The following is an 18,801-nucleotide window of genomic DNA, read 5'->3' on the forward strand; positions in this document are numbered from 1 at the left end:
TGCTCAATGTCAAGGCGTTGGCTGAAAAATAGCCAACTGTGACGTTCGTCACACCCATCTTGTCATATTTGCGTAAACTCTTCATCGGGGCTAATGTGGCTGGTGATCTGAAATGACGCAGGTCTCATGGCCACACGAACAGAGAATTGAGACATGGAACTGCATCTGAATGAAGACCGTCGCAAGCATCCACGCGCTGGGCGCATGGGTCTTGTCGTGCGTTTGGATGGCCAGACCTATGAGGTCACGAACTGGAGCATGGGCGGCTTTTTGCTCGACGATTACCAAGGCCGCCTGACACCCGGTGCACTGGTGACGGTGGCGGGACTGGGCTGTCGCAAAGGCGACATGCACGATGTCCAACTGCCCGCCCGCGTGGTGCGCACCGATGATGGCGTCATCGCGGTGAACTATTTGGGCCTCGATGCGAAAGCTTATGACTTCCTGACCGACGCACTGAACCAATGCGGTGAAATGCGCAATCTGGTTTAATCCATCACCGGATAGACACCTTCGTCATCGTGTACCTCCAACCCGGTGAGCGGTGGGTTGAAGGTGCAGATCATGCGCATTTCTTTTTCCGCTCGCAGCAGATGTTTCTCATTACCGTTCAGGGCATAGAGCGTACCCGGTTCGATCGGATAGGTCGGGCCGTCCGGCAACACTTCGATCTCGCCCTTGCCTTCGATGCAGTAGACCGCTTCGAGATGGTTTTTGTACCAAATTAAGGTTTCCGTTCCGGCATGGATCAACGTGTCGTGCATGGAAAAGCCCATGCCCGCATCTTTGAGGATCAAGCGCCGACTGGTCCAATTGCCGCCTTTGACTTCGTGCTCGGTGCCCAAAACATCGTCGAGCTTCTTCACAATCATATTTACATCTCTCCTTAGGCAGCGTCCGAGAGGCGCTTTTGGATCACCTGGGTGGCGACCTGATTGAAAATTTCCAGGCCTTTTTCCAGGGTCAGTTCATCAATGGTCAACGGCGGCATGATTTTCGCGACCTGATCGTTCGCCCCGGCCGTTTCCATGATCAAGCCACGCTTGAACGCCGCGGCGCAAATGTCGACGGCGAGATTGTCATCGTCGGTCACCAGGCCTTGGATCATGCCGCGTCCGCGGATCTTCAAGTTGGCTTGCGGATTGGCCCGCACGACGTCCGACAAACGTTCGCGGATGCGGCGGCCCTTGATGGCGACGTTTTCTTCCAGCCTAGCATCGCGCCAATAGTCCAACGCTTCGGTCGCCGACACGAACGCCAGGTTGTTGCCGCGAAATGTGCCGTTGTGTTCGCCGGGATTCCAGATGTCCAAGTCGGGACGGATCAGCACCAACGCCATCGGCAGCCCCAAGCCGCTGATGGCTTTGGACAGGCAGATCAGGTCGGGTTTGATGGCGGCCGGTTCGAAGCTGAAGAACGGACCGGTGCGCCCACAGCCCATCTGGATGTCGTCGACGATCATCAAGATATCGTACTGGGTGCAGATGCTGCGCAGGCGGCGCAGCCATTTCCACCCAGCGACGTTGATGCCGCCTTCGCCTTGGATGGTTTCGACAATCACAGCTGCGGGTTTGTCGATGCCGCTGCCGGAATCGCACAAGGTCTTCTCGAAGTATGCGAGCGTGTCGACATCTTGGCCCATGTAGCCGTCGAACGGCATGGTCGAGACGTTGTTGAGTGGTATGCCCGCGCCGGCGCGTTTGGCGGCGTTGCCGGTCAGCGCCAGTGAGCCCGCCGTCATGCCGTGAAAGGCGTTGGTGAAGCTGACCACGTTGGTACGCCCGGTGACCTTGCGCGCCAATTTCAAGGCGCTTTCCACGGCGTTGGTGCCGGTGGGGCCGGGGAACTGAACCTTGTAGTCCATGCCGCGGGGTTTCAAGATTACCTCGTAAAAGGTTTCGAGGAATGTTTCCTTGGCGGCGGTGCCCATGTCGAGTCCGTGCATGATGCCGTCATCGGCCATGTAACTCATCACCGCGTCTTTAAGTTTGGCATTGTTATGGCCGTAATTCAGGACGCCTGCGCCCGCGAAAAAATCGATGTATTTGGTGCCGTCCTGATCGACGAGATGCGCGTCCTTGGCCGTGGTGAATACGGTGGGGAAGCTGCGGATGTAACCTCGAACGTTGGATTCGTGCGTTTCAAAAGTGTTCATCGTCTTGTCCTTTCGTTCTCTGGTTTCAAGCAATCGAGGTGATCGGCGAGATCACGTAAAGGTCTTCGGCTTCGTGCCCTTGACCTTCTGGGAAGTCGTCCGCACCAAAACACGAACGAATGTCGAGGTGCGCATCACGGCCCTTGGCGAAGGCGGAAAACAGCGCCGCCGATGACGTGTTGGACGGCGTCACCGTGGCTTCGATGGTGCGCACGCCGGCGTTGACGTCACGCTCCACGATGCTGTCGAACATGCGCTTGGCGATGCCGAGACCGCGAAATTCGGGCAATACCGCTACCTGCCAGATGAACAGCACGTCGTTGCGCGCCGGTATGCGGTGCGCCATGACGAACCCGGCGGGTTGGCCGTAGATTTCGGCGATGGCGCAGCTGTTGGGGAAATGACGGCATGCCATCATGTAGGCGTAGGGGGAATTCAAATCCAAACCACCCGCGTCGCGGGCCAGTTCCCACATCAAGGCGCCTTCGTTGTGCGATGGGGCGCGGATGCCCACCCCGTCCGTGTCGAGGATGGCTTCTGCGGCAATGCCTTCGACCCTGCTCGGTGCAGGGGCGGCATTGCCGCTGGTAGTTGAAGGGTCGATAGATTCGTTCGATGCGATAAGGTCGGGCATAGGATGTCCTATTGCTGTGTTCTGAGATGGGGATGAGCGGAAGGGCGCGTCCACGAATGCGAACGCGCATGTCAATTGCCGGCACTGAAACCAGCTGGGAAGAACCTTAGGTTCTAAAGGGGATCAGATGTTCCGACAGCGGCATGGAATATTTGCCGGTGAAGATCCACGTAACCGCTACGCTTTTGCGCAGGCACGCATGCACCTCGTTGACTTTGTCGCGCAAGGTTGCGACCTCATCTTCAGCGATGAGGTTTTCGACTTGTTCGGTGCTGGGATCATTTTCAAACATCGGGGCATACCCTACGGATTTCGTCGGGAATGTCAAATGACGCTCCCTTGACGGGCATATGACGCCCTGTCGTGGGTGCGCGATCAGTCGTCTAGCAGTTGCCCCGGCATGTGCGCAGCGAAGGTGTCGCGCACCGCCTGTTCGCCCAAGCCCCGGGTGATGAACACGAGGCGAGAGCGCTTTTCGATGCCGTCCCACGACGGCAACGCGGCGGGCGGATGGAAGACGTGTTGCACGCCGTGAATCGCGACCGGGCGGTCGACGCCCTTGACGTCCAAAATGCCTTTCACGCGCAGCACGTTCGCCCCTTGGGTGGCGAGCAGCATTTCCAGCCATTCCTGAAACGCCATGAAATCGATCGGGCCGTCGGCGCGCAGAACGAAGGTGCGGATGCTTTGGTCGTGGCGGTGACCGTGGTCATGGTGGTCATGGTAGTCGTGGATGGCGGCGTCGCCCAGCCAGCGTTGCGCATGAGGCACGAAGTTTTTGTCGAACAATCCCGCATCGATCAGATCGCGCGCCGCCACCCGGCCGTGTTCGGCTTTGATCAATGGGGCGGCGGGGTTGAGGTTCTTGAGGCGGTGTTCGAGCGGTTCGAGATCGGTGGCGATGTCGCATTTGGTGATGATGATGCGATCGGCGATGGCGGCCTGTTTGACGGCTTCCGAATGTTCGTCCAAGGTCGTGAAGCCGAGCACCCCGTCCACCGTCGTCACCAATCCGTCGAGGCGAAACTGACCGGCGATGATCGGATCGCTCATCAAGGTGTGCACGATCGGCGCAGGATCGGCGAGGCCGGTGGTTTCGATCACCAGCCGTTCGAACGCAGGCACGCGCCCGTCGGCGCGCTTGGCGATCAGGCCGCGCATGGCTTCGACCAGATCGGAACGCACAGAACAACACACGCAACCGCTTTCCAGCAGCACCGTGCTTTCGTCGATCTTTTCGACCAACAGATGATCGATGGAAACGCTGCCGAATTCGTTGATGAGAACGGCGGATTGTCCCAGGTCGGGATCGTCGAGCAGGTGATTGAGCAAGGTGGTCTTGCCGCTGCCGAGAAACCCCGTCAGCACCGTCACGGCGACTGCGGTGATGGGGCCCTCGGCTTGTGCGTCAGCCATACAGCTCGTCCGGAGAAATCTCGACCTCGGCGATGGTGCTCACTTCGCCGTTGCGGATCGATTTGTAAAAGCAGTTGCGTCGCCCGGTGTGGCACGCCACGCCTTTTTGATCGACCAACGCCAACACCGTGTCGCTGTCGCAGTCCCAGCGAAAATCCACCAAGCTCTGCACTTGGCCGGAGCTTTCGCCCTTGCGCCACAATTTGGCACGCGAACGCGAGAAGTAACACACCCGCCCGGTGGTCAAGGTTTCCACCACCGCGTCGCGATTCATCCACGCCATCATGAGAACTTCGCCGTCGTCGTGCTGTTGCGCAATGGCGGCGATCAAACCATCAGAGTTATAGTTCAGTTGATCCGCGACCTGGGCGGCCAGTTCGGGCGAGATGGGAAAGTCGTTGCTCATGACGGGGTCCGTTATTGTGTCGGCGCCGGTTGCGCCGGTTGCTTGGGTGCGCGCGGTTGCAGGCATGGTTCCATGGATACGATGATGCCCTGAATGATGCGCACATATGTGGTGTCGGACAAGGACAAATGAATGCCCATGGGATCGATTTCGCGCAACGCGATGCCGGTTTCTTGCTTCAGGCGCTCGGCCAATTTAGGCGCAAATTGCGGTTCGTGCATCAGGCATTTGACGTTTTTGCTTTTGATCAGTTCGATGATGTCTGCGACGTGCTTGGCGCCCGGTTCGCGGCCGGGTGTGGTTTGGATGTGGCCGACTTCGTTCATGCCGAATTCCAGCGCCAAGTATCCGTAGCCATCGTGCTGAACCAAGTATGGCGTGTAACGCATCTGCACCACGTAATCCATGGTCTTGCGCGACAAGATGGTGATGCGTTGGCGGGCCTTTTTGGCGTTCTTGGCGTAAGTGTCGGCATTGGGGGGATCGATCTCGCTCAACACCTCGGCGATGTAGGAGATCATCTTGCGGCCATTGCTGGGCGCCAGCCAGATGTGCGGGTCGACATTGCCGTGCGCGTGGCCATCATCGTTTTGAGCTTCTTCGTCGAAATGAATCAGACGCAGACCCGGGGTTTTCATCAGTTCGACCACACGGGCGTTGGCGGCCATCTTGTCGAGCGGGCCGATCAGCGTCGTTTCCATATCGGGGCCGATCCAAAACACCACGTCGGCTTGCTCAAGGGTGGTGGCTTGGGATGGCTTGAGCGCAAACATATGCGGCGACGCGGTCGCAGGGATCACCAGTTCCGGATCGCCCAGGCTGCCCATTACCATCTTGACCAGCGCCTGCACCGGCTTGATCGAGGTCGCAACCGTTGGCGGGGCGGCGAGCGTTGACGTCGGCGCCAATCCCAATGTCAAAATGGCTGCAATCAAAAGCGCAGGCACGGACGAGGGGAAGGGGCGGACAAAGCGCGGCTTGAACATGGTTGGCGATCCTCATGTGGACGTAGTCTGAGTGGTAGGAGAAGCAAGTTACAATATAACGTTTGGCGCTGAAAGGATAAATGTTATAACATAACAATTGTTAAGGAGCGGACCACCCATGCCCCAACCGCCAAGCAAGTCCCAAGCATCGACCACGCCGACAGCGCCCGTGAAGCCCGGCTCGTTTCCCGATGCCCATCACGATCACGCCAAATGCGTGCGTAGCGCTTTGGCGCGCGCCGAACAGATATGTGCGTCGCGCGGGGTGCGCTTGACTGACATTCGCCGCCAAGTGTTCGAACTGGTGTGGCAAAGCCACAGTCCGGTGGGGGCGTACGATGTTTTGGAACGCCTCAGTGATGGGGTGCGCAAGGCCCAGCCGCCGACCGTGTACCGGGCGCTCGACTTTCTGTTGGCCCAAGGCTTGATCCACCGCATCGAAAGTTTGAACGCCTACATCGGTTGTGCGGAACCCGATGTCGACCACGACGGTCAATTCTTGATTTGCCGCGATTGCGGTCGGGCGGCGGAATTGATCGACCGCACCATCGACGCCGCCATCGGCAAGGGCGCGCGGGCGGTCGGATTTAGTATCGAACACCCGACGGTTGAGCTGGAAGGCGTATGCGCGCAATGTCAAAAACTGTCACACCGCCATGACTGACCCTTCCGTTTTGATCGAAGCCCGCGGTGTCGAAGTCGCCTTTGGCGGACACACGGTTTTGTCCGGTGGCGACGTCACGGTGCGCAAGGGCGAAATCGTCACGCTGATCGGTCCCAATGGCGCGGGCAAGACGACCTTGGTGCGGGTGTTGCTTGGCTTGGTTAAGCCTAGCGTCGGCAAAGTGACGCGCAAAAAGGGCTTGTCCATCGGGTATATGCCCCAGCGCGTCAGCATCGACCCGGCATTGCCGATCACGGTGAAACGGTTTTTGGATTTGGGCGCGCCGCGGGGATTGCGCGCCGAAGATTATACAGACGTCTTGGGCGAGGTCGGCGCAGGGCATGTCATGGACCAGCCCATGCAAGGCATTTCCGGCGGCGAGATGCAGCGCGTGCTGTTGGCGCGCGCGATGCTGCGCAAGCCCGACTTGTTGGTTCTGGACGAGCCGGTTCAAGGTGTCGACCTGACCGGTCAGGCGGAACTTTACCGATTGGTGCAAAACATTCGTGAGCAGCACGGCGTCGCGGTGCTGATGGTGTCGCACGATCTGCATGTGGTGATGGCGCAGACCGATCACGTCATTTGCCTCAACCGTCATGTGTGTTGTGCCGGCCATCCCCACGCGGTCAGCCGTCATCCCGAATTCGTCGCCTTGTTCGGCGACGAGGTCGCCTCGACACTGGCGGTGTATGCCCACCATCACGACCACGAGCACGCCTTGGACGGGCATGTACATTCTGAGAGTTGCGACCATGATTGAGCTCGACACATTTTTGGTGCGCGCCCTGTTGGCGGGGTGTGCGGTGGCGCTGGTCGCGGGACCCCTGGGCGCGTTCGTGGTGTGGCGGCGGATGGCGTATTTCGGCGGCGCGTTGTCGCACACTGCGTTGTTGGGGGTGGCGCTGGGTTTCGTCGTCGGCGTCGATCCGGTGCTGGGCGTCGGGTTCGTGGTCGTGGCGATGGCGTTGATTTTGAGCGGCTTGCAGCGGGTGCGCGGACTGTCGCTCGACACTTTGTTGGGCGTCCTCGCCCATGGGGCGTTGGCGGTCGGTCTGATCGTCGCCTCGACCTTGGACTCGGTGCGCATCGATTTGATGGGCTATTTGTTCGGCGACATTTTGGCGGTGGGCTGGTCCGACGTGGCATGGACCTGGGGCGGCATGGCGTTGATTTTCGCCGTGCTGGTCCGATTGTGGCGGCCGTTGCTCAGCGCCACGGTGCACGCCGATCTGGCCGAGGTCGAAGGCGTCAACGTGCGGCGCACGGATTTGGCGTTTATGCTGTTGCTGGCCATCGTGGTGGCGCTGGCGATGCAGGTGGTGGGCATCTTGCTGGTGACGTCGATGCTGATCATTCCCGCGTCTGCTGTGCGCAGCCTGTCGCGCACGCCCGAGGCTATGGGCGCATTGGCGGCGGGGGCGGGGTTGATCTCCGTCGTGGTCGGCTTGTGGTCATCCTATCAATACGATCTTCCCGCCGGGCCGAGTATCGTCGCCAGCGCCTCGGCATTGTTCGTCTTGGGCCTGCTGGTCAGGTCGAAAGACGCTTGAGCCCCGCTTCCAGATCGGCAAGCAAGTCGTCGGGGTCTTCCAAACCGGCATGAATGCGCAGCACCGGCTGGTTGTACGGCCAGTCGTAGGTGGTGCGCATGGTGCGCGGATCGGACGGGATGATCAGGCTTTCGAAACCGCCCCAACTGTAGCCCATGGCAAACAGTTCCATGCCGTCGAGCATACGCGCCAGATCTTGTTCCGTCGGGCCGTCCTTCAGCACCACGCCGAACAAACCCGATGACCCGGTGAAATCGCGCTTGAAGATATCGTGGCCCGGGCAGCTGGGTAGGGCGGGGTGCAGAACGGTTTCGACTTCGGGACACGCCGCCAGCCACTCGGCCAGCTTGAGGCCGGTGCTTTCGTGACGCGGCAGCCGCGTCGCCAGGGACCGCAGTCCGCGCAGCCCCAGATAACAATCGTCCGGCGAGGTCGAATAGCCGAGCCCCACCTGGGTGATCTTGATGTGTTCGTAAAGACTGCGGTCGTTGACCGTCAACGTGCCGAGCATGGCGTCCGAATGGCCGACGATATACTTGGTCGCGGCCTGCACCGAAATGTCCACGCCGTGTTCGAACGGTTTGAAATGGTATCCGGCCGACCAGGTGTTATCCATCACCACCTTGGCACCGCCCGCGTGGGCGATGTCGGCGATCATCGGGATGTCTTGGACTTCGAAGGTGATAGAGCCTGGTGCTTCGGTGAATACGATCTTGGTGTTGTCGCGCATCAGGGATTTCAGTTCCGCCGCGCTTGCCATTGGCGGGAAATACGACACCTCGACGCCGAATTTTTTCAAGAACCCCTTACAATAGGAAATGGTCGGGAAATAGACGCTGTCGCTGACCAGGACGTGTTCGCCCGCGTGCAAGGTCGCCGCCAGCGACACAGCGATGGCCGCCATGCCGGACGGCACCGCAACGCAGTGGGCCGCGCCTTCCAGGTCGGCAACGGCCTCTTCGAAGGCGAACGTGGTCGGGGTACCGTAACGTCCGTAATAGACCCGGTCGAAGCGGTGCTTCTCCGCATCGCGCAACGCGGCGACGGTCGGAAAGGTTACGGTCGAAGCATGATACACAGGCGGATTGACGATACCGAAATTGGCTTCGGGGTTGCGACCTGATGTCGTGAGTCGGGTGTCGCCATGCTTGTTTTTAGGTGAAATAGTCATACTAAAGACCGCTCTTGGGTTGTTAAAGTTGGTGCGTTTTGCGCGTCATTAAGAAATTAAAACAATCAATGAGATCAAGCAATTGTGGCTTAAACCGCACAAATATGCCAGTGCCGACCCTGGTATATGCCGATAAACATACCATCTAGTTCAAACGGTGTATCGCACTTGTGGATTGTTTCGTTACAATTCAGGCTTGAGGTGTTTGAAACAATCGTGTTACGCCTGATCCATCTGGTGCGAGACGGACTCTCATGCTGTAAGGCAAAACGGTTGGGGAACCGGAGAGTTCATCTTCAATATCATATCGTCATGTGATTCACATGTGGCGGTATCGAAAAAAAACTGAATTGGGAATTTCGGAGGAAACAACCGTGAAAAAATCCATTACCGTTCTCGGCGCCGTGGCTGCAGCCATGATCGCCACGTCGGCTTCGGCTGGCACCCTTGAAGATGTTCAAAAGCGCGGCACGCTGTCTTGCGGCGTGAGCACCGGTCTGCCGGGCTTCTCCCTGCAGGACGAAAAAGGCAACTGGACCGGTATCGACGTCGACACCTGCCGTGCCGTCGCCGCCGCCGTTTTGGGCGATGCCAAGAAAGTGCGCTTCGTTCCGCTGACCGCGAAAGAACGTTTCACCGCGCTGCAGTCGGGTGAAATCGACATGCTGTCGCGCAACACCACCTGGACCCACACCCGCGACACCTCGCTGGGTCTGAACTTCGCCGGCGTCAACTACTACGACGGTCAGGGCTTCCTGGTTCAGAAAGCTCTCGGCGTCAAAAGCGCGAAAGAACTCGACGGCGCGTCTGTCTGTATTCAGGCTGGCACCACCACTGAGCTCAACCTCGCCGACTACTTCCGCCTCAACGGCATGAAGTACTCCGCCGTCGTGTTCGATACGTCCGACCAAACCCGCGAAGGTTTCGAATCCGCACGTTGCGACATCCTGACCTCCGACCAATCGCAGCTCTACGCGATCCGCTCCAAAATGGCTGACCCGAACAGCGCCATGGTGCTGCCGGAAGTCATCTCCAAAGAGCCGCTCGGCCCCGTGGTCCGTCAGGGCGACGACGCTTGGTTCAACATTGTCCGCTGGACCTTGTTTGCCCAAGTTAACGCTGAAGAAATGGGCGTGACGTCCGCCAACGCCGCTGAAATGAAGGGCGCTGCCGATCCGAACGTCAAACGTCTGCTCGGCACCGAAGGCGACGCTGGCACCAAGTTGGGCCTCACCGCCGACTGGGCTTACAACGCGATCTCTCAGGTCGGCAACTACGCCGAAATGTTCGAGCGCAACGTTGGTCCCGCCACACCGCTGGCCATCTCCCGTGGTCTGAACGCGCTGTGGAACCAAGGCGGCCTGCAGTACGCTCCGCCGATCCGCTAAAGCATAATGGTGATCCGGCCATGTTCCCTCAGGGGGCATGGCCGGTTTGCTATTAACCTGAATGTTCAAGTCTCAATTTTATTGAGCGCACTGGGGACGGGAGATACGGGCACATGGCGGACCCGACAAAAACTCACGGCACATCCGGTCACGGCAAAACGGCGATTTGGAACGATCCCACGTTTCGATCCATCACCTTTCAGGTGTTGGCGGCCCTTGCGATCGGCTGGTTTTTCTACACGATTTTCGACAACACGCTGACCAATATGGAACGCCGCGGTATCACCACCGGCTTCGCGTTCCTCGACAGCACCGCCGGGTTCGGCATTTTGATGTCGCTCATCGAATACGATGAGACACACACCTACGGCGACACCTTCTATGTCGGCTTGTTGAACACGCTTCTGGTGTCCGTGATGGGCATCGTGACGGCGACCATCTTGGGCTTCATCATCGGCGTGGCGCGGTTGTCCAGCAACTGGCTGATCGCCAAGATAGCCTCGGTGTACGTTGAAATCCTGCGCAACATTCCGTTGCTGCTGCAGATCTTCTTTTGGTATTTCGCGGTTCTGTCGACCTTGCCGCACCCGCGCGACAGCATCAATCTGTTGGACGGCGTGTTTCTCAACGGTCGCGGCCTGTACATTCCGGGGCCCATTCCCGAAAGCGGCTTTGGTATCGTTACCGCAGTCTTCCTGATGGCGGTCGTGGCATCGTTCGTGATTGTGCGCTGGGCCAACAAGCGCCAGATGGAAACCGGCCAGCCGTTTCCCTCGTTGTTGACCTCTTTGGGATTGATTGTCGTCTTGCCGCTGTTGGTGTTTGCCGTTATGGGCATGCCGATGAGCTTTGATTATCCGGCACTGAAGGGCTTCAACTTCCAAGGCGGCATCCGGGTTATTCCCGAACTGATGGCGCTTTGGTGGGCCTTGTCGCTCTACACTGCGGCCTTCATCGCCGAGATCGTGCGCGCGGGCATTCTCGCCGTTAGTCACGGCCAGACCGAAGCCGCCCATGCGCTGGGCCTGCGCAACGGCCCGACCCTGCGTTTGATCGTCATTCCCCAGGCCATGCGCGTGATCATTCCGCCGCTGACGTCTCAGTATTTGAACTTGGCCAAGAACTCGTCCCTGGCAACCGCCATCGGTTATCCCGATTTGGTCGGTGTGTTCATGGGCACGACCTTGAACCAAACGGGTCAAGCCGTGGAAATCGTCGCGATGACCATGGCGGTTTACTTGATCATGAGCCTGTCCATTTCGGCGCTGATGAACTGGTACAACAAAAAAATGTCCCTGGTCGAAAGATAGAGAAGGAGAGTCTGGATTATGAACGAATTCAAATCACTTCCCGACCTTCCGCCGCCCGCTGCGACGACCGGGGTCGTTGGTTGGATGCGTACCAATTTGTTTTCGACGCCGCTTTATACGGTGTTGACCATTGCGGTGGCTTACCTCTTGTACATCACGCTGGTTCCGGTTTTGGATTGGGCGATTTTCTCGGCCAATTTCACCGGTGACGACAAAACCGTGTGTGCGACCGGTGGCGCGTGTTGGGCGTTTATCGGCAACCGCTTGGACATCTTCACGTACGGCAGCTACCCAGCGACTGAGTATTGGCGGTTGGATCTGTGCTTCTTGTTGTTGATCTTGTCTTTCGGTCCACAGTTTTTCGAGAAGTTTCCATACAAACTGCCGTTGGGCATCTTCTCGCTGACCGGTTTCCCGGTGATCTGCTTCTTCTTGATCGCGGGCAGCGACATGTTCGGTTTGGAACATGTCGAAACCGAAAAATGGGGCGGCTTGGCGCTGACGTTGATGCTGGCCTACGTCGGCATCGTCGCGGCGCTGCCGTTCGGCGTTGTGCTGGCGTTGGGGCGTCGTTCGGAAATGCCGGTGATCCGGACTTTCTGTATCGCGTTTATCGAATTGTGGCGCGGCGTTCCGTTGATTTCGGTGCTGTTCATGTCGTCGGTGATGCTGCCGTTGTTCCTGCCCGATGGCATGAACTTCGACAAGCTGCTGCGCGCCTTGATCGGCATCACCATGTTCCAGTCCGCCTATATGGCCGAAGTGATCCGCGGTGGTTTGCAAGCCATTCCCCGCGGTCAATACGAGGCCGCTAAGGCGCTGGGTTTGAGCTACTGGAAAAGCATGGGGCTTATCATTTTGCCTCAGGCGCTTAAGCTGGTGATCCCCGGCATCGTCAACACCTTCATCGCATTGTTTAAGGACACCACGCTGGTGCTGATCATCGGCCTGCTGGACATCCTGGCGACGGTTCAAGCGGCGATCACCGATCCCGCATGGGGCAATGTCGCGATCGAAGGGTATGTCTTCGCGGCGGCATGCTTTTGGGTGTTCTGTTTTGGCATGTCTCGCTACAGCCAAAAATTGGAACGCAAACTGCACACCGGGCACAAACGTTAAGTCCTCAGTAGGAAGAGTATGGCTATGGAAAACGCAACTTCGAACGAACTGGCCGTCCAACTGGTGGACGTCAACAAATGGTACGGTGAGTTTCATGTTCTGAAAAACATCAACCTCAATGTCTCGCCGGGTGAACGCATTGTTATTTGCGGGCCGTCCGGGTCCGGCAAATCGACCATGATCCGCTGCATCAACCGTCTGGAGGAACACCAGGCGGGGCAAATCATCGTCAACGGCATCGAGCTGACCGAAGATCTCAAGCGCATCGACGAGGTGCGCCGCGAGGTCGGCATGTGCTTCCAGCACTTCAACTTGTTCCCGCATCTGACGGTGTTGGAAAACTGCACTTTGGCGCCGATTTGGGTGCGCAAGATGCCCAAGGCCGAAGCCGAGAAAATCGCCATGCATTATCTGGAACGCGTGAAGATTCCGGAACAGGCGGGCAAGTATCCCGGTCAGCTTTCCGGCGGTCAGCAACAACGTGTGGCGATTGCGCGCTCGTTGTGCATGAACCCGAAAATCATGCTGTTCGACGAGCCGACCTCGGCGCTCGATCCGGAAATGATCAAGGAAGTGCTCGACGTCATGGTCGAGCTGGCCAACGAAGGCATGACCATGTTGTGCGTCACCCACGAAATGGGCTTCGCCAAGCTGGTCGCCAATCGGGTGATCTTCATGGATGCCGGTCAGATCGTCGAAGAAAACGAACCCCATGAGTTCTTTGACAATCCGCAAAATGATCGCACCAAGCTGTTCCTCAGCCAAATCTTGAACCATTGAACGGGGAGGGATGAGCATGTCACCGACACCCAAGAGCCTGCGGGATCGCGCCGAGGAAACGAAACTGAAGATCCAGAAAATTCTCGACGTTTCGTGCGCCGGTCACGATGAAGAGGTGATCAAGGCGATCGAGCAGACCATTATCGATGCTTTGCTGGAAGAGCGCGAACGTTGCGCCGCGATCGCCTATGATCACGTCTGCGAAGAAGACCGCGACCGCGCCCACAAGGTTTCGGAAGAAATCAAACGCATCCGAAATGCCCTGGCGGCGAATTTGGAAAGCATGCGCTGAGCCGTTCCACTTTGGTTCGTTAACGAAACCCCGGCAAATAGCCGGGGTTTTTCATTTGATGACGAACGTTAATGTCTGGATTGAATAATAGTAGTATGAATTAAGAAGGCGTGACGAGGCGATGATTTTTGCCCGGTAATACGCCGGTGGCTTATTGCGAGATGATAGCTAGATTAACCGCCATGAATCACATACGGTGTTATGTAGATTGCTGTTTGTGCAGGATATGTGCTGCAATGGTCTTTCAGAAAGAACGCGAAAAGGATGACTAGAGTGCAAGGTGACTCCGATGTCAGCAGGCTTCTGGCTTTATCTCGTGACAGGTCGGCCGAGGGACGGCGCCGTCTGGTCACGTTGATTGGCGAGCTTTTTTCTGACGAACGAGGCCAAATCTCCGACAAAGAAAAAAATCTGATTCTGGAGATTTTGGAAAAAACAATCAGCGAAATCGAACAATCCGTGCGGGCGCAGATCAGCGTGCGATTATCAGCCATGCCCGATGTTCCTGAAAGCCTCATTTCATTTTTGGCGAACGATACGTCCGAGGTCGCGTTCCCGATCCTCAAGGACAGCGGTGTTCTCAAGGATGAGGATCTGATCGAGATCATCAAGAAAAGATCTCAAGAGCACCAGATCGCGATTTCGATGCGCCGCAAAGTCAGCGTGGACGTGTCCCAAGAGCTCATCAATACGGGCAGTGAAAAAGTCATCGTATCGTTGCTGAACAATGCCAACGCGTCGATTTCGCAAGCGGCGTACGAGTATCTGGAGGCGGAATCACGACGGGTCGACACCTTTCAAGAACCGTTGTTGCGTCGTGAAGACCTTCCGCCCAAAATTGCCCAACGTATGTACTTGTGGGTATCCGCGGCTTTGCGCGAAATGATCGCTCAGAACTATGACTTAGACGAGGGCATTATCGATGAGGTGCTCGAGCAGACGGCCATGGATCTTTACACCTCGGAGATAGGTGAGAGCGAGTATAGCGGTAAATCGAAACACCTCGCCGAAGAACTGGTGCGAGGCGGCCAAGCCAATAGCGAGCTGTTGATTAATGTGCTGTCGGTCGGAGAAGTGCATCTGTTTGTGTCCTTGCTGTCGACCATATCGGGGGTCCGGGAAAATTTGATTTTGAAGCTGACCCTGGAACCCGAAGGGGAAGGGCTCGCCGTCATCTGCAAGGGACTTGGCTACGACAAAGAGGTCTATGCATCCTTATTAGGCCTGCTTGGGCGTACACAAATGGAAAGCAGTTCCCAATTCAAAAACAATGTGCGAACGGCCTTGGTTTTTTACGATAGCTTCACCAAAGAGGTTGCGGAACGCGTTTTAAATCATTGGCGCCGCAATCAAGACTATTTGTCGGCTTTGCGTGCTGTTGGCATACGGGATGACTGAAATGGGCGCTGAGCAACATCAAGATATCTACCAAGCCTACAACGAACTGCTGCAGCATTTCGAAGACATCACCCGGCTTGTTTCCGACTTGATTTGGGACGTCGACCAGGATCTCAAATTGCGTAGCGTTTCTGCGCGGTTGCACGAGATAACGGGCTTCTTTCCACACGAGTGGATTGGCAAAACCTTGGAAGAGATCGGTGAGTTCGCCCATCCGTCCGAGACCGCTCAACCCATTCGAAATTGGCGCAAGCCTTTTCGCGATCAAGAATTTATCGTCACAGGCCGCAACGGTGAAAAATATACGTTTTTGCTCAGCGGAACGCCGTATTTTCACGTTTCAAGCGGAGAATTCCAGGGCGTTCACGGTGTCGCCCGTGACATCACCCACACCTTGAAGGTCGAAGAAGCGCAGCGCCGCAGTAAGGAAGCTGCCGAAAAGTCCAATCAAGCCAAGACGGAATTCTTGGCTTCGATGAGCCATGAGTTGCGCACCCCTTTGAACGGCATACTCGGCTTTGCCCAGCTGTTGCAATTCGACCAGAAAGCTCCGTTGAACGAGGCGCAAACCAACTACACGCAGTTGATCATCGATAGCGGCAATCACCTTTTAAATTTGATCGACCAAGTTCTGGAATTGGCGAAAATCGAATCCGGCCATTACACGATGGATTTCGTCGATGTGAACGTGGATGCCTTGATCGACGAATGTCTGTCCATCATCGAGCCGGTTGCGACAAAACGTCAAATCAAGCTCAACAAGGTGATTTCGGGCAGTAATAATGTTTTCGTCCGCGCCGATGCGCTACGCATTAAGCAGGTCATCCTCAATCTCTTGTCCAACGCGGTCAAATATAACGTCGAGCAGGGCAGCGTTTCCGTCACGATCGGGGTTGAAGGCGACAACAAGGCTCACATCGAATTTTCCGATACGGGTATCGGCATTGCGCCGGAACAGTTGGAACACCTGTTCGAGCCGTTCGAACGATTGGGCTATGAAAACTCGGATGTCCAGGGAACCGGTATCGGCCTCACCATCACCCGCGAATTGCTGCATCGCATGGACGGTGAAATCGGTGTGATCAGTCACGTCGGTAAGGGCAGTTTGTTCTGGGTCGAATTGCCGATGACAAGCCACAGCGTTGACACGTCCGCGAGCGATGTCGACCAGGACGCAACGCCCGGTCACAGCGTTGTTCAGGGCAGCGTGGGCCCGCGGACCATTCTCTACATCGAGGACAATCCGGCCAACCTGTCCTTGATGGCGCACGTCTTGGCGATGGTGCCGGACTATAAGCTTCTGGAAGCCCATACTGCCGAGATTGGCATTGCCGTGGCCGAAAAACAGCAGCCCGACCTGATCCTTATGGACATCAACCTGCCGGGCATGGACGGTGTCGCCGCCATGCACGCATTGGCGCAAATGGAAAAGACCAAGCACATACCGGTCGTCGCGGTGAGCGCGAACGCCATGCCCAACGATGTGGCTCAGGCGCTAGAAGCAGGATTTCACGACTATTTGACCAAACCGTTTCAAATTGATCGCTTGTTCAAGGTCATGCAGGACATTTTTGCGAAAGACAACCAGGCCTCTTCACCGGAGGTCGATTAGACGTTGATCGGCACGTTGGGGTCGTCGCCCCATTCAGCCCACGATCCGTCGTAGACGGCGACGTCTTCCTTGCCCAACAGATACAGCGCGAACGCGACAACACAAGCCGTGACGCCGGAACCGCAGGTGGCGACGGCAGGCTTGTTCATGTCGATCCCGACACCGTTGATCAATTCGCAGATGTCTTCGGGGCTGCGAAAGGTGAAGTCCTGGGACGGTGGCGTGATATAGGTGAACGGCAGGTTGACCGAACCGGGAATATGGCCCATGCGTTCGGTTGGGCGCGGTTCGTGGTCAACGCCCTTGTAGCGGCCTTCGTTGCGGGCGTCGATGACTTGGAACTTGTGGCTTTCCAGATTGTCGAGCATCTGCTTTTTGGTTTTGACCAGGGCATTGTTCATGCGCGCGGTGAAATGGCGCTCTTGCACGATCGGTTCGTCGGTTTCGATGGGACGGCGTTCCTTGCCCCAGCGGACCAAACCGCCATCGAGCACGCACACGTCTTTGTGACCGAACAAACGGAACATCCACCACACCCGGCACGCCGCCATATAGCCGCCGTTGCTGTCGTAAATGACGATCTTGTTGCCGTCGCCCAGACCCAGCTTGCGCACGTGGGATGAAAACTTTTCCGCGCTCGGCAACATGTGCGGCAGATCGGTGTCGCTGTCGCAGATTTTATCGATGTCGAAATGCACCGCGCCGGGGATATGGCGGTAGGTCCATTCTTCATAAGCGTCGCGGTCGGCGTGGGGCAGGTGATAGGTGGCGTCGACGATGCGCACGTCCGGCGCATCGAGATGCGCTTGGAGCCATTCGCCGCTGACCAGGGCCTCTGGGTGTTTGAATTTCATTGCACGTGCCTTCGCCTGTTCATTCGATAGGCGCGGACATTAGCAAAAACTGAAATGCTATGCCAGCCATTCGGGCACCGGCAGACCTTTCGCGGTCAAAAACGCCGGATTGAACAATTTGGACTGATAGCGGGTGCCGAAATCGCACAACACCGTGACGATGGTGTGGCCGGGTCCCATTTGTTTCGCCAATGCGATCGCACCGGCGACGTTGATGCCGCTGGACCCGCCCAGGCACAATCCTTCGTGTTTCAGCAGGTCGAAGATGATCGGCAGAGCCTGCTGATCGGAAATCTGAAAGGCATCGTCGATCGGTGCGTCTTTGAGGTTGTCGGTGATACGCCCTTGGCCGATGCCTTCGGTGATGGACGAGCCCTCAGCCTTCAATTGCCCGTTCTTGTAATGGCCGAACAGGGCCGAACCCATGGGGTCGGCCAGTGCGGTGACGATGTTTGGGTTTTTGTCCTTCAGCCCCATGGCCACACCCGCGAGCGTACCGCCGGTACCCACCGCGCATACGAAACCATCGACCTTGCCGTCGGTTTGCGCCCAGATTTCCGGGGCGGTGCCTTCGATATGGGCTTGGCGGTTGGCGACGTTATCGAACTGACGCGCCCAAATGGCGCTGCCGGGCTCACGGTCATTGAGTTCCCGGGCCTTGCGTTCAGACACGTGCACGTAGTTTTCGGGATTGCTGTAGGGCACGGCGGGGACTTCGATCAGCTCTGCACCGCACAGGCGGATGGTGTCTTTCTTCTCCTGGCTTTGCGTGTCGGGGATGACGATCACCGATTTATAGCCGAGTGCATTGCCCACCAATGTCAGACCGATGCCGGTGTTGCCCGCGGTGCCCTCGACGATGGTGCCGCCGGGCTTCAAGAGCCCGCGTTCAACCGCATCGCGTATGATGAACAGCGCCGCCCGGTCTTTCACCGAACCACCAGGATTCATGAATTCGGCCTTGCCGAAAATGTCGCAACCGGTCGCTTCGGATGCCGCGTTCAAGCGGATCAGCGGGGTGTTGCCGATTGTGTCGGGAAAACCAGAACGGACGTTCATTATTTAC

Annotated in this window: 21 protein-coding genes; 11 read left to right on the plus strand and 10 right to left on the minus strand. The window is 57.4% G+C overall.

Features of this window, described 5'->3' with window-relative positions; all coding sequences use genetic code 11:
- Positions 1-153: 153 nt before the first annotated feature.
- Complete coding sequence (locus VIN96_RS07970) at positions 154-492, plus strand: PilZ domain-containing protein (RefSeq protein ID WP_331895256.1); 339 nt, start codon at positions 154-156, stop codon at positions 490-492.
- On the opposite strand, the gene VIN96_RS07975 is transcribed toward VIN96_RS07970, so the two are convergent.
- The 7 genes from VIN96_RS07975 to VIN96_RS08005 all read right to left on the minus strand — a co-directional run bounded on the left by VIN96_RS07975 (position 489) and on the right by VIN96_RS08005 (position 5,597).
- On the minus strand, positions 489-872 hold the full coding sequence (locus VIN96_RS07975) for an ectoine synthase (protein WP_331895257.1): 384 nt from the start codon (positions 870-872) through the stop codon (positions 489-491). The two genes, VIN96_RS07970 and VIN96_RS07975, sit on opposite strands and share 4 nt — an antisense overlap.
- Positions 873-886: 14 nt before the next feature.
- Positions 887-2,155, minus strand: coding sequence for a diaminobutyrate--2-oxoglutarate transaminase (ectB, locus tag VIN96_RS07980; protein ID WP_331895259.1), 1,269 nt, complete (start codon positions 2,153-2,155; stop codon positions 887-889).
- Between the two features lie 25 nt (positions 2,156-2,180).
- Positions 2,181-2,789 (minus strand): diaminobutyrate acetyltransferase, encoded by a 609-nt coding sequence (gene ectA, locus VIN96_RS07985; protein WP_331895260.1) that lies wholly within the window; start codon positions 2,787-2,789, stop codon positions 2,181-2,183.
- Between the two features lie 106 nt (positions 2,790-2,895).
- Entirely contained in the window at positions 2,896-3,081 is a 186-nt protein-coding gene (locus VIN96_RS07990; protein WP_331895264.1) for a hypothetical protein, read from the minus strand.
- 83 nt (positions 3,082-3,164) lie between these two features.
- A complete protein-coding gene (locus VIN96_RS07995; protein ID WP_331895265.1) occupies positions 3,165-4,205 on the minus strand; it encodes a GTP-binding protein in 1,041 nt (346 codons plus the stop codon).
- On the minus strand, positions 4,198-4,611 hold the full coding sequence (gene hisI, locus VIN96_RS08000) for a phosphoribosyl-AMP cyclohydrolase (RefSeq protein WP_331895266.1): 414 nt from the start codon (positions 4,609-4,611) through the stop codon (positions 4,198-4,200). Before hisI ends, VIN96_RS07995 begins: the two co-directional genes overlap by 8 nt.
- Positions 4,612-4,622: 11 nt before the next feature.
- A complete protein-coding gene (locus VIN96_RS08005; protein WP_331895267.1) occupies positions 4,623-5,597 on the minus strand; it encodes a zinc ABC transporter substrate-binding protein in 975 nt (324 codons plus the stop codon).
- A 118-nt stretch (positions 5,598-5,715) separates the two neighbouring features.
- Between VIN96_RS08005 and VIN96_RS08010 the strand changes: the two genes are divergently transcribed.
- Genes VIN96_RS08010 through VIN96_RS08020 form a run of 3 tightly spaced genes read left to right on the plus strand, consistent with a single transcriptional unit; the run spans position 5,716 to position 7,811 of the window.
- The gene (locus VIN96_RS08010) at positions 5,716-6,261 is read left to right on the plus strand and encodes a Fur family transcriptional regulator (RefSeq protein WP_331895269.1); all 546 of its coding nucleotides are present in this window, start codon (positions 5,716-5,718) and stop codon (positions 6,259-6,261) included.
- On the plus strand, positions 6,254-7,021 hold the full coding sequence (gene znuC, locus VIN96_RS08015) for a zinc ABC transporter ATP-binding protein ZnuC (RefSeq protein ID WP_331895270.1): 768 nt from the start codon (positions 6,254-6,256) through the stop codon (positions 7,019-7,021). The genes VIN96_RS08010 and znuC overlap by 8 nt, the downstream gene beginning before the upstream one ends.
- On the plus strand, positions 7,014-7,811 hold the full coding sequence (locus VIN96_RS08020) for a metal ABC transporter permease (protein ID WP_331895272.1): 798 nt from the start codon (positions 7,014-7,016) through the stop codon (positions 7,809-7,811). The genes znuC and VIN96_RS08020 overlap by 8 nt, the downstream gene beginning before the upstream one ends.
- Here VIN96_RS08020 and metC read toward each other — a convergent pair.
- The gene (metC, locus tag VIN96_RS08025; RefSeq protein ID WP_331895273.1) at positions 7,792-8,982 is read right to left on the minus strand and encodes a cystathionine beta-lyase; all 1,191 of its coding nucleotides are present in this window, start codon (positions 8,980-8,982) and stop codon (positions 7,792-7,794) included. The two genes, VIN96_RS08020 and metC, sit on opposite strands and share 20 nt — an antisense overlap.
- Positions 8,983-9,356: 374 nt before the next feature.
- Here metC and VIN96_RS08030 point away from each other — a divergent pair, with 374 nt between their 5' ends.
- The 7 genes from VIN96_RS08030 to VIN96_RS08060 all read left to right on the plus strand — a co-directional run bounded on the left by VIN96_RS08030 (position 9,357) and on the right by VIN96_RS08060 (position 16,881).
- Positions 9,357-10,370: an amino acid ABC transporter substrate-binding protein gene (locus VIN96_RS08030; RefSeq protein ID WP_414675599.1), complete on the plus strand. Its 1,014-nt coding sequence runs from the start codon at positions 9,357-9,359 to the stop codon at positions 10,368-10,370.
- 113 nt (positions 10,371-10,483) lie between these two features.
- On the plus strand, positions 10,484-11,680 hold the full coding sequence (locus VIN96_RS08035; RefSeq protein WP_331895275.1) for an amino acid ABC transporter permease: 1,197 nt from the start codon (positions 10,484-10,486) through the stop codon (positions 11,678-11,680).
- 18 nt (positions 11,681-11,698) lie between these two features.
- Positions 11,699-12,799, plus strand: a complete 1,101-nt coding sequence (locus VIN96_RS08040; RefSeq protein ID WP_331895277.1) for an amino acid ABC transporter permease — start codon at positions 11,699-11,701, stop codon at positions 12,797-12,799.
- Between the two features lie 24 nt (positions 12,800-12,823).
- A complete protein-coding gene (locus tag VIN96_RS08045) occupies positions 12,824-13,579 on the plus strand; it encodes an amino acid ABC transporter ATP-binding protein (RefSeq protein WP_331895278.1) in 756 nt (251 codons plus the stop codon).
- 16 nt (positions 13,580-13,595) lie between these two features.
- Entirely contained in the window at positions 13,596-13,871 is a 276-nt protein-coding gene (locus VIN96_RS08050) for a hypothetical protein (protein ID WP_331895279.1), read from the plus strand.
- A 273-nt stretch (positions 13,872-14,144) separates the two neighbouring features.
- Positions 14,145-15,269 carry a DUF2336 domain-containing protein gene (locus VIN96_RS08055; protein WP_331895281.1) on the plus strand — a complete coding sequence of 375 codons (1,125 nt, stop codon included), beginning with the start codon at positions 14,145-14,147 and terminating at the stop codon, positions 15,267-15,269.
- Position 15,270: 1 nt separating this feature from the next.
- Complete coding sequence (locus VIN96_RS08060; protein ID WP_331895282.1) at positions 15,271-16,881, plus strand: PAS domain-containing hybrid sensor histidine kinase/response regulator; 1,611 nt, start codon at positions 15,271-15,273, stop codon at positions 16,879-16,881.
- Here the strand turns inward: VIN96_RS08060 and sseA are convergent.
- Together sseA and VIN96_RS08070 are read right to left on the minus strand one after the other, a co-directional pair.
- Positions 16,878-17,735 (minus strand): 3-mercaptopyruvate sulfurtransferase, encoded by an 858-nt coding sequence (gene sseA / locus VIN96_RS08065; RefSeq protein ID WP_331895283.1) that lies wholly within the window; start codon positions 17,733-17,735, stop codon positions 16,878-16,880. The two genes, VIN96_RS08060 and sseA, sit on opposite strands and share 4 nt — an antisense overlap.
- A gap of 57 nt (positions 17,736-17,792) precedes the next feature.
- Positions 17,793-18,794 (minus strand): cysteine synthase A, encoded by a 1,002-nt coding sequence (locus VIN96_RS08070; protein ID WP_331895284.1) that lies wholly within the window; start codon positions 18,792-18,794, stop codon positions 17,793-17,795.
- Positions 18,795-18,801 lie beyond the last annotated feature (7 nt).

This window comes from Magnetovibrio sp. (assembly GCF_036568125.1).
In the GTDB taxonomy this organism is placed as follows: domain Bacteria; phylum Pseudomonadota; class Alphaproteobacteria; order Rhodospirillales; family Magnetovibrionaceae; genus Magnetovibrio.

Bases quoted from the DNA above. Each gene is read 5' to 3' on its own strand.
- VIN96_RS07970 (WP_331895256.1), top strand. From the start codon at position 154: ATGGAACTGCATCTGAATGAAGACCGTCGCAAGCATCCACGCGCTGGG.
- VIN96_RS07975 (WP_331895257.1), bottom strand. From the start codon at position 872: ATGATTGTGAAGAAGCTCGACGATGTTTTGGGCACCGAGCACGAAGTC.
- ectB (WP_331895259.1), bottom strand. From the start codon at position 2,155: ATGAACACTTTTGAAACGCACGAATCCAACGTTCGAGGTTACATCCGC.
- ectA (WP_331895260.1), bottom strand. From the start codon at position 2,789: ATGCCCGACCTTATCGCATCGAACGAATCTATCGACCCTTCAACTACC.
- VIN96_RS07990 (WP_331895264.1), bottom strand. From the start codon at position 3,081: ATGTTTGAAAATGATCCCAGCACCGAACAAGTCGAAAACCTCATCGCT.
- VIN96_RS07995 (WP_331895265.1), bottom strand. From the start codon at position 4,205: ATGGCTGACGCACAAGCCGAGGGCCCCATCACCGCAGTCGCCGTGACG.
- hisI (WP_331895266.1), bottom strand. From the start codon at position 4,611: ATGAGCAACGACTTTCCCATCTCGCCCGAACTGGCCGCCCAGGTCGCG.
- VIN96_RS08005 (WP_331895267.1), bottom strand. From the start codon at position 5,597: ATGTTCAAGCCGCGCTTTGTCCGCCCCTTCCCCTCGTCCGTGCCTGCG.
- VIN96_RS08010 (WP_331895269.1), top strand. From the start codon at position 5,716: ATGCCCCAACCGCCAAGCAAGTCCCAAGCATCGACCACGCCGACAGCG.
- znuC (WP_331895270.1), top strand. From the start codon at position 6,254: ATGACTGACCCTTCCGTTTTGATCGAAGCCCGCGGTGTCGAAGTCGCC.
- VIN96_RS08020 (WP_331895272.1), top strand. From the start codon at position 7,014: ATGATTGAGCTCGACACATTTTTGGTGCGCGCCCTGTTGGCGGGGTGT.
- metC (WP_331895273.1), bottom strand. From the start codon at position 8,982: ATGACTATTTCACCTAAAAACAAGCATGGCGACACCCGACTCACGACA.
- VIN96_RS08035 (WP_331895275.1), top strand. From the start codon at position 10,484: ATGGCGGACCCGACAAAAACTCACGGCACATCCGGTCACGGCAAAACG.
- VIN96_RS08040 (WP_331895277.1), top strand. From the start codon at position 11,699: ATGAACGAATTCAAATCACTTCCCGACCTTCCGCCGCCCGCTGCGACG.
- VIN96_RS08045 (WP_331895278.1), top strand. From the start codon at position 12,824: ATGGAAAACGCAACTTCGAACGAACTGGCCGTCCAACTGGTGGACGTC.
- VIN96_RS08050 (WP_331895279.1), top strand. From the start codon at position 13,596: ATGTCACCGACACCCAAGAGCCTGCGGGATCGCGCCGAGGAAACGAAA.
- VIN96_RS08060 (WP_331895282.1), top strand. From the start codon at position 15,271: ATGGGCGCTGAGCAACATCAAGATATCTACCAAGCCTACAACGAACTG.
- sseA (WP_331895283.1), bottom strand. From the start codon at position 17,735: ATGAAATTCAAACACCCAGAGGCCCTGGTCAGCGGCGAATGGCTCCAA.
- VIN96_RS08070 (WP_331895284.1), bottom strand. From the start codon at position 18,794: ATGAACGTCCGTTCTGGTTTTCCCGACACAATCGGCAACACCCCGCTG.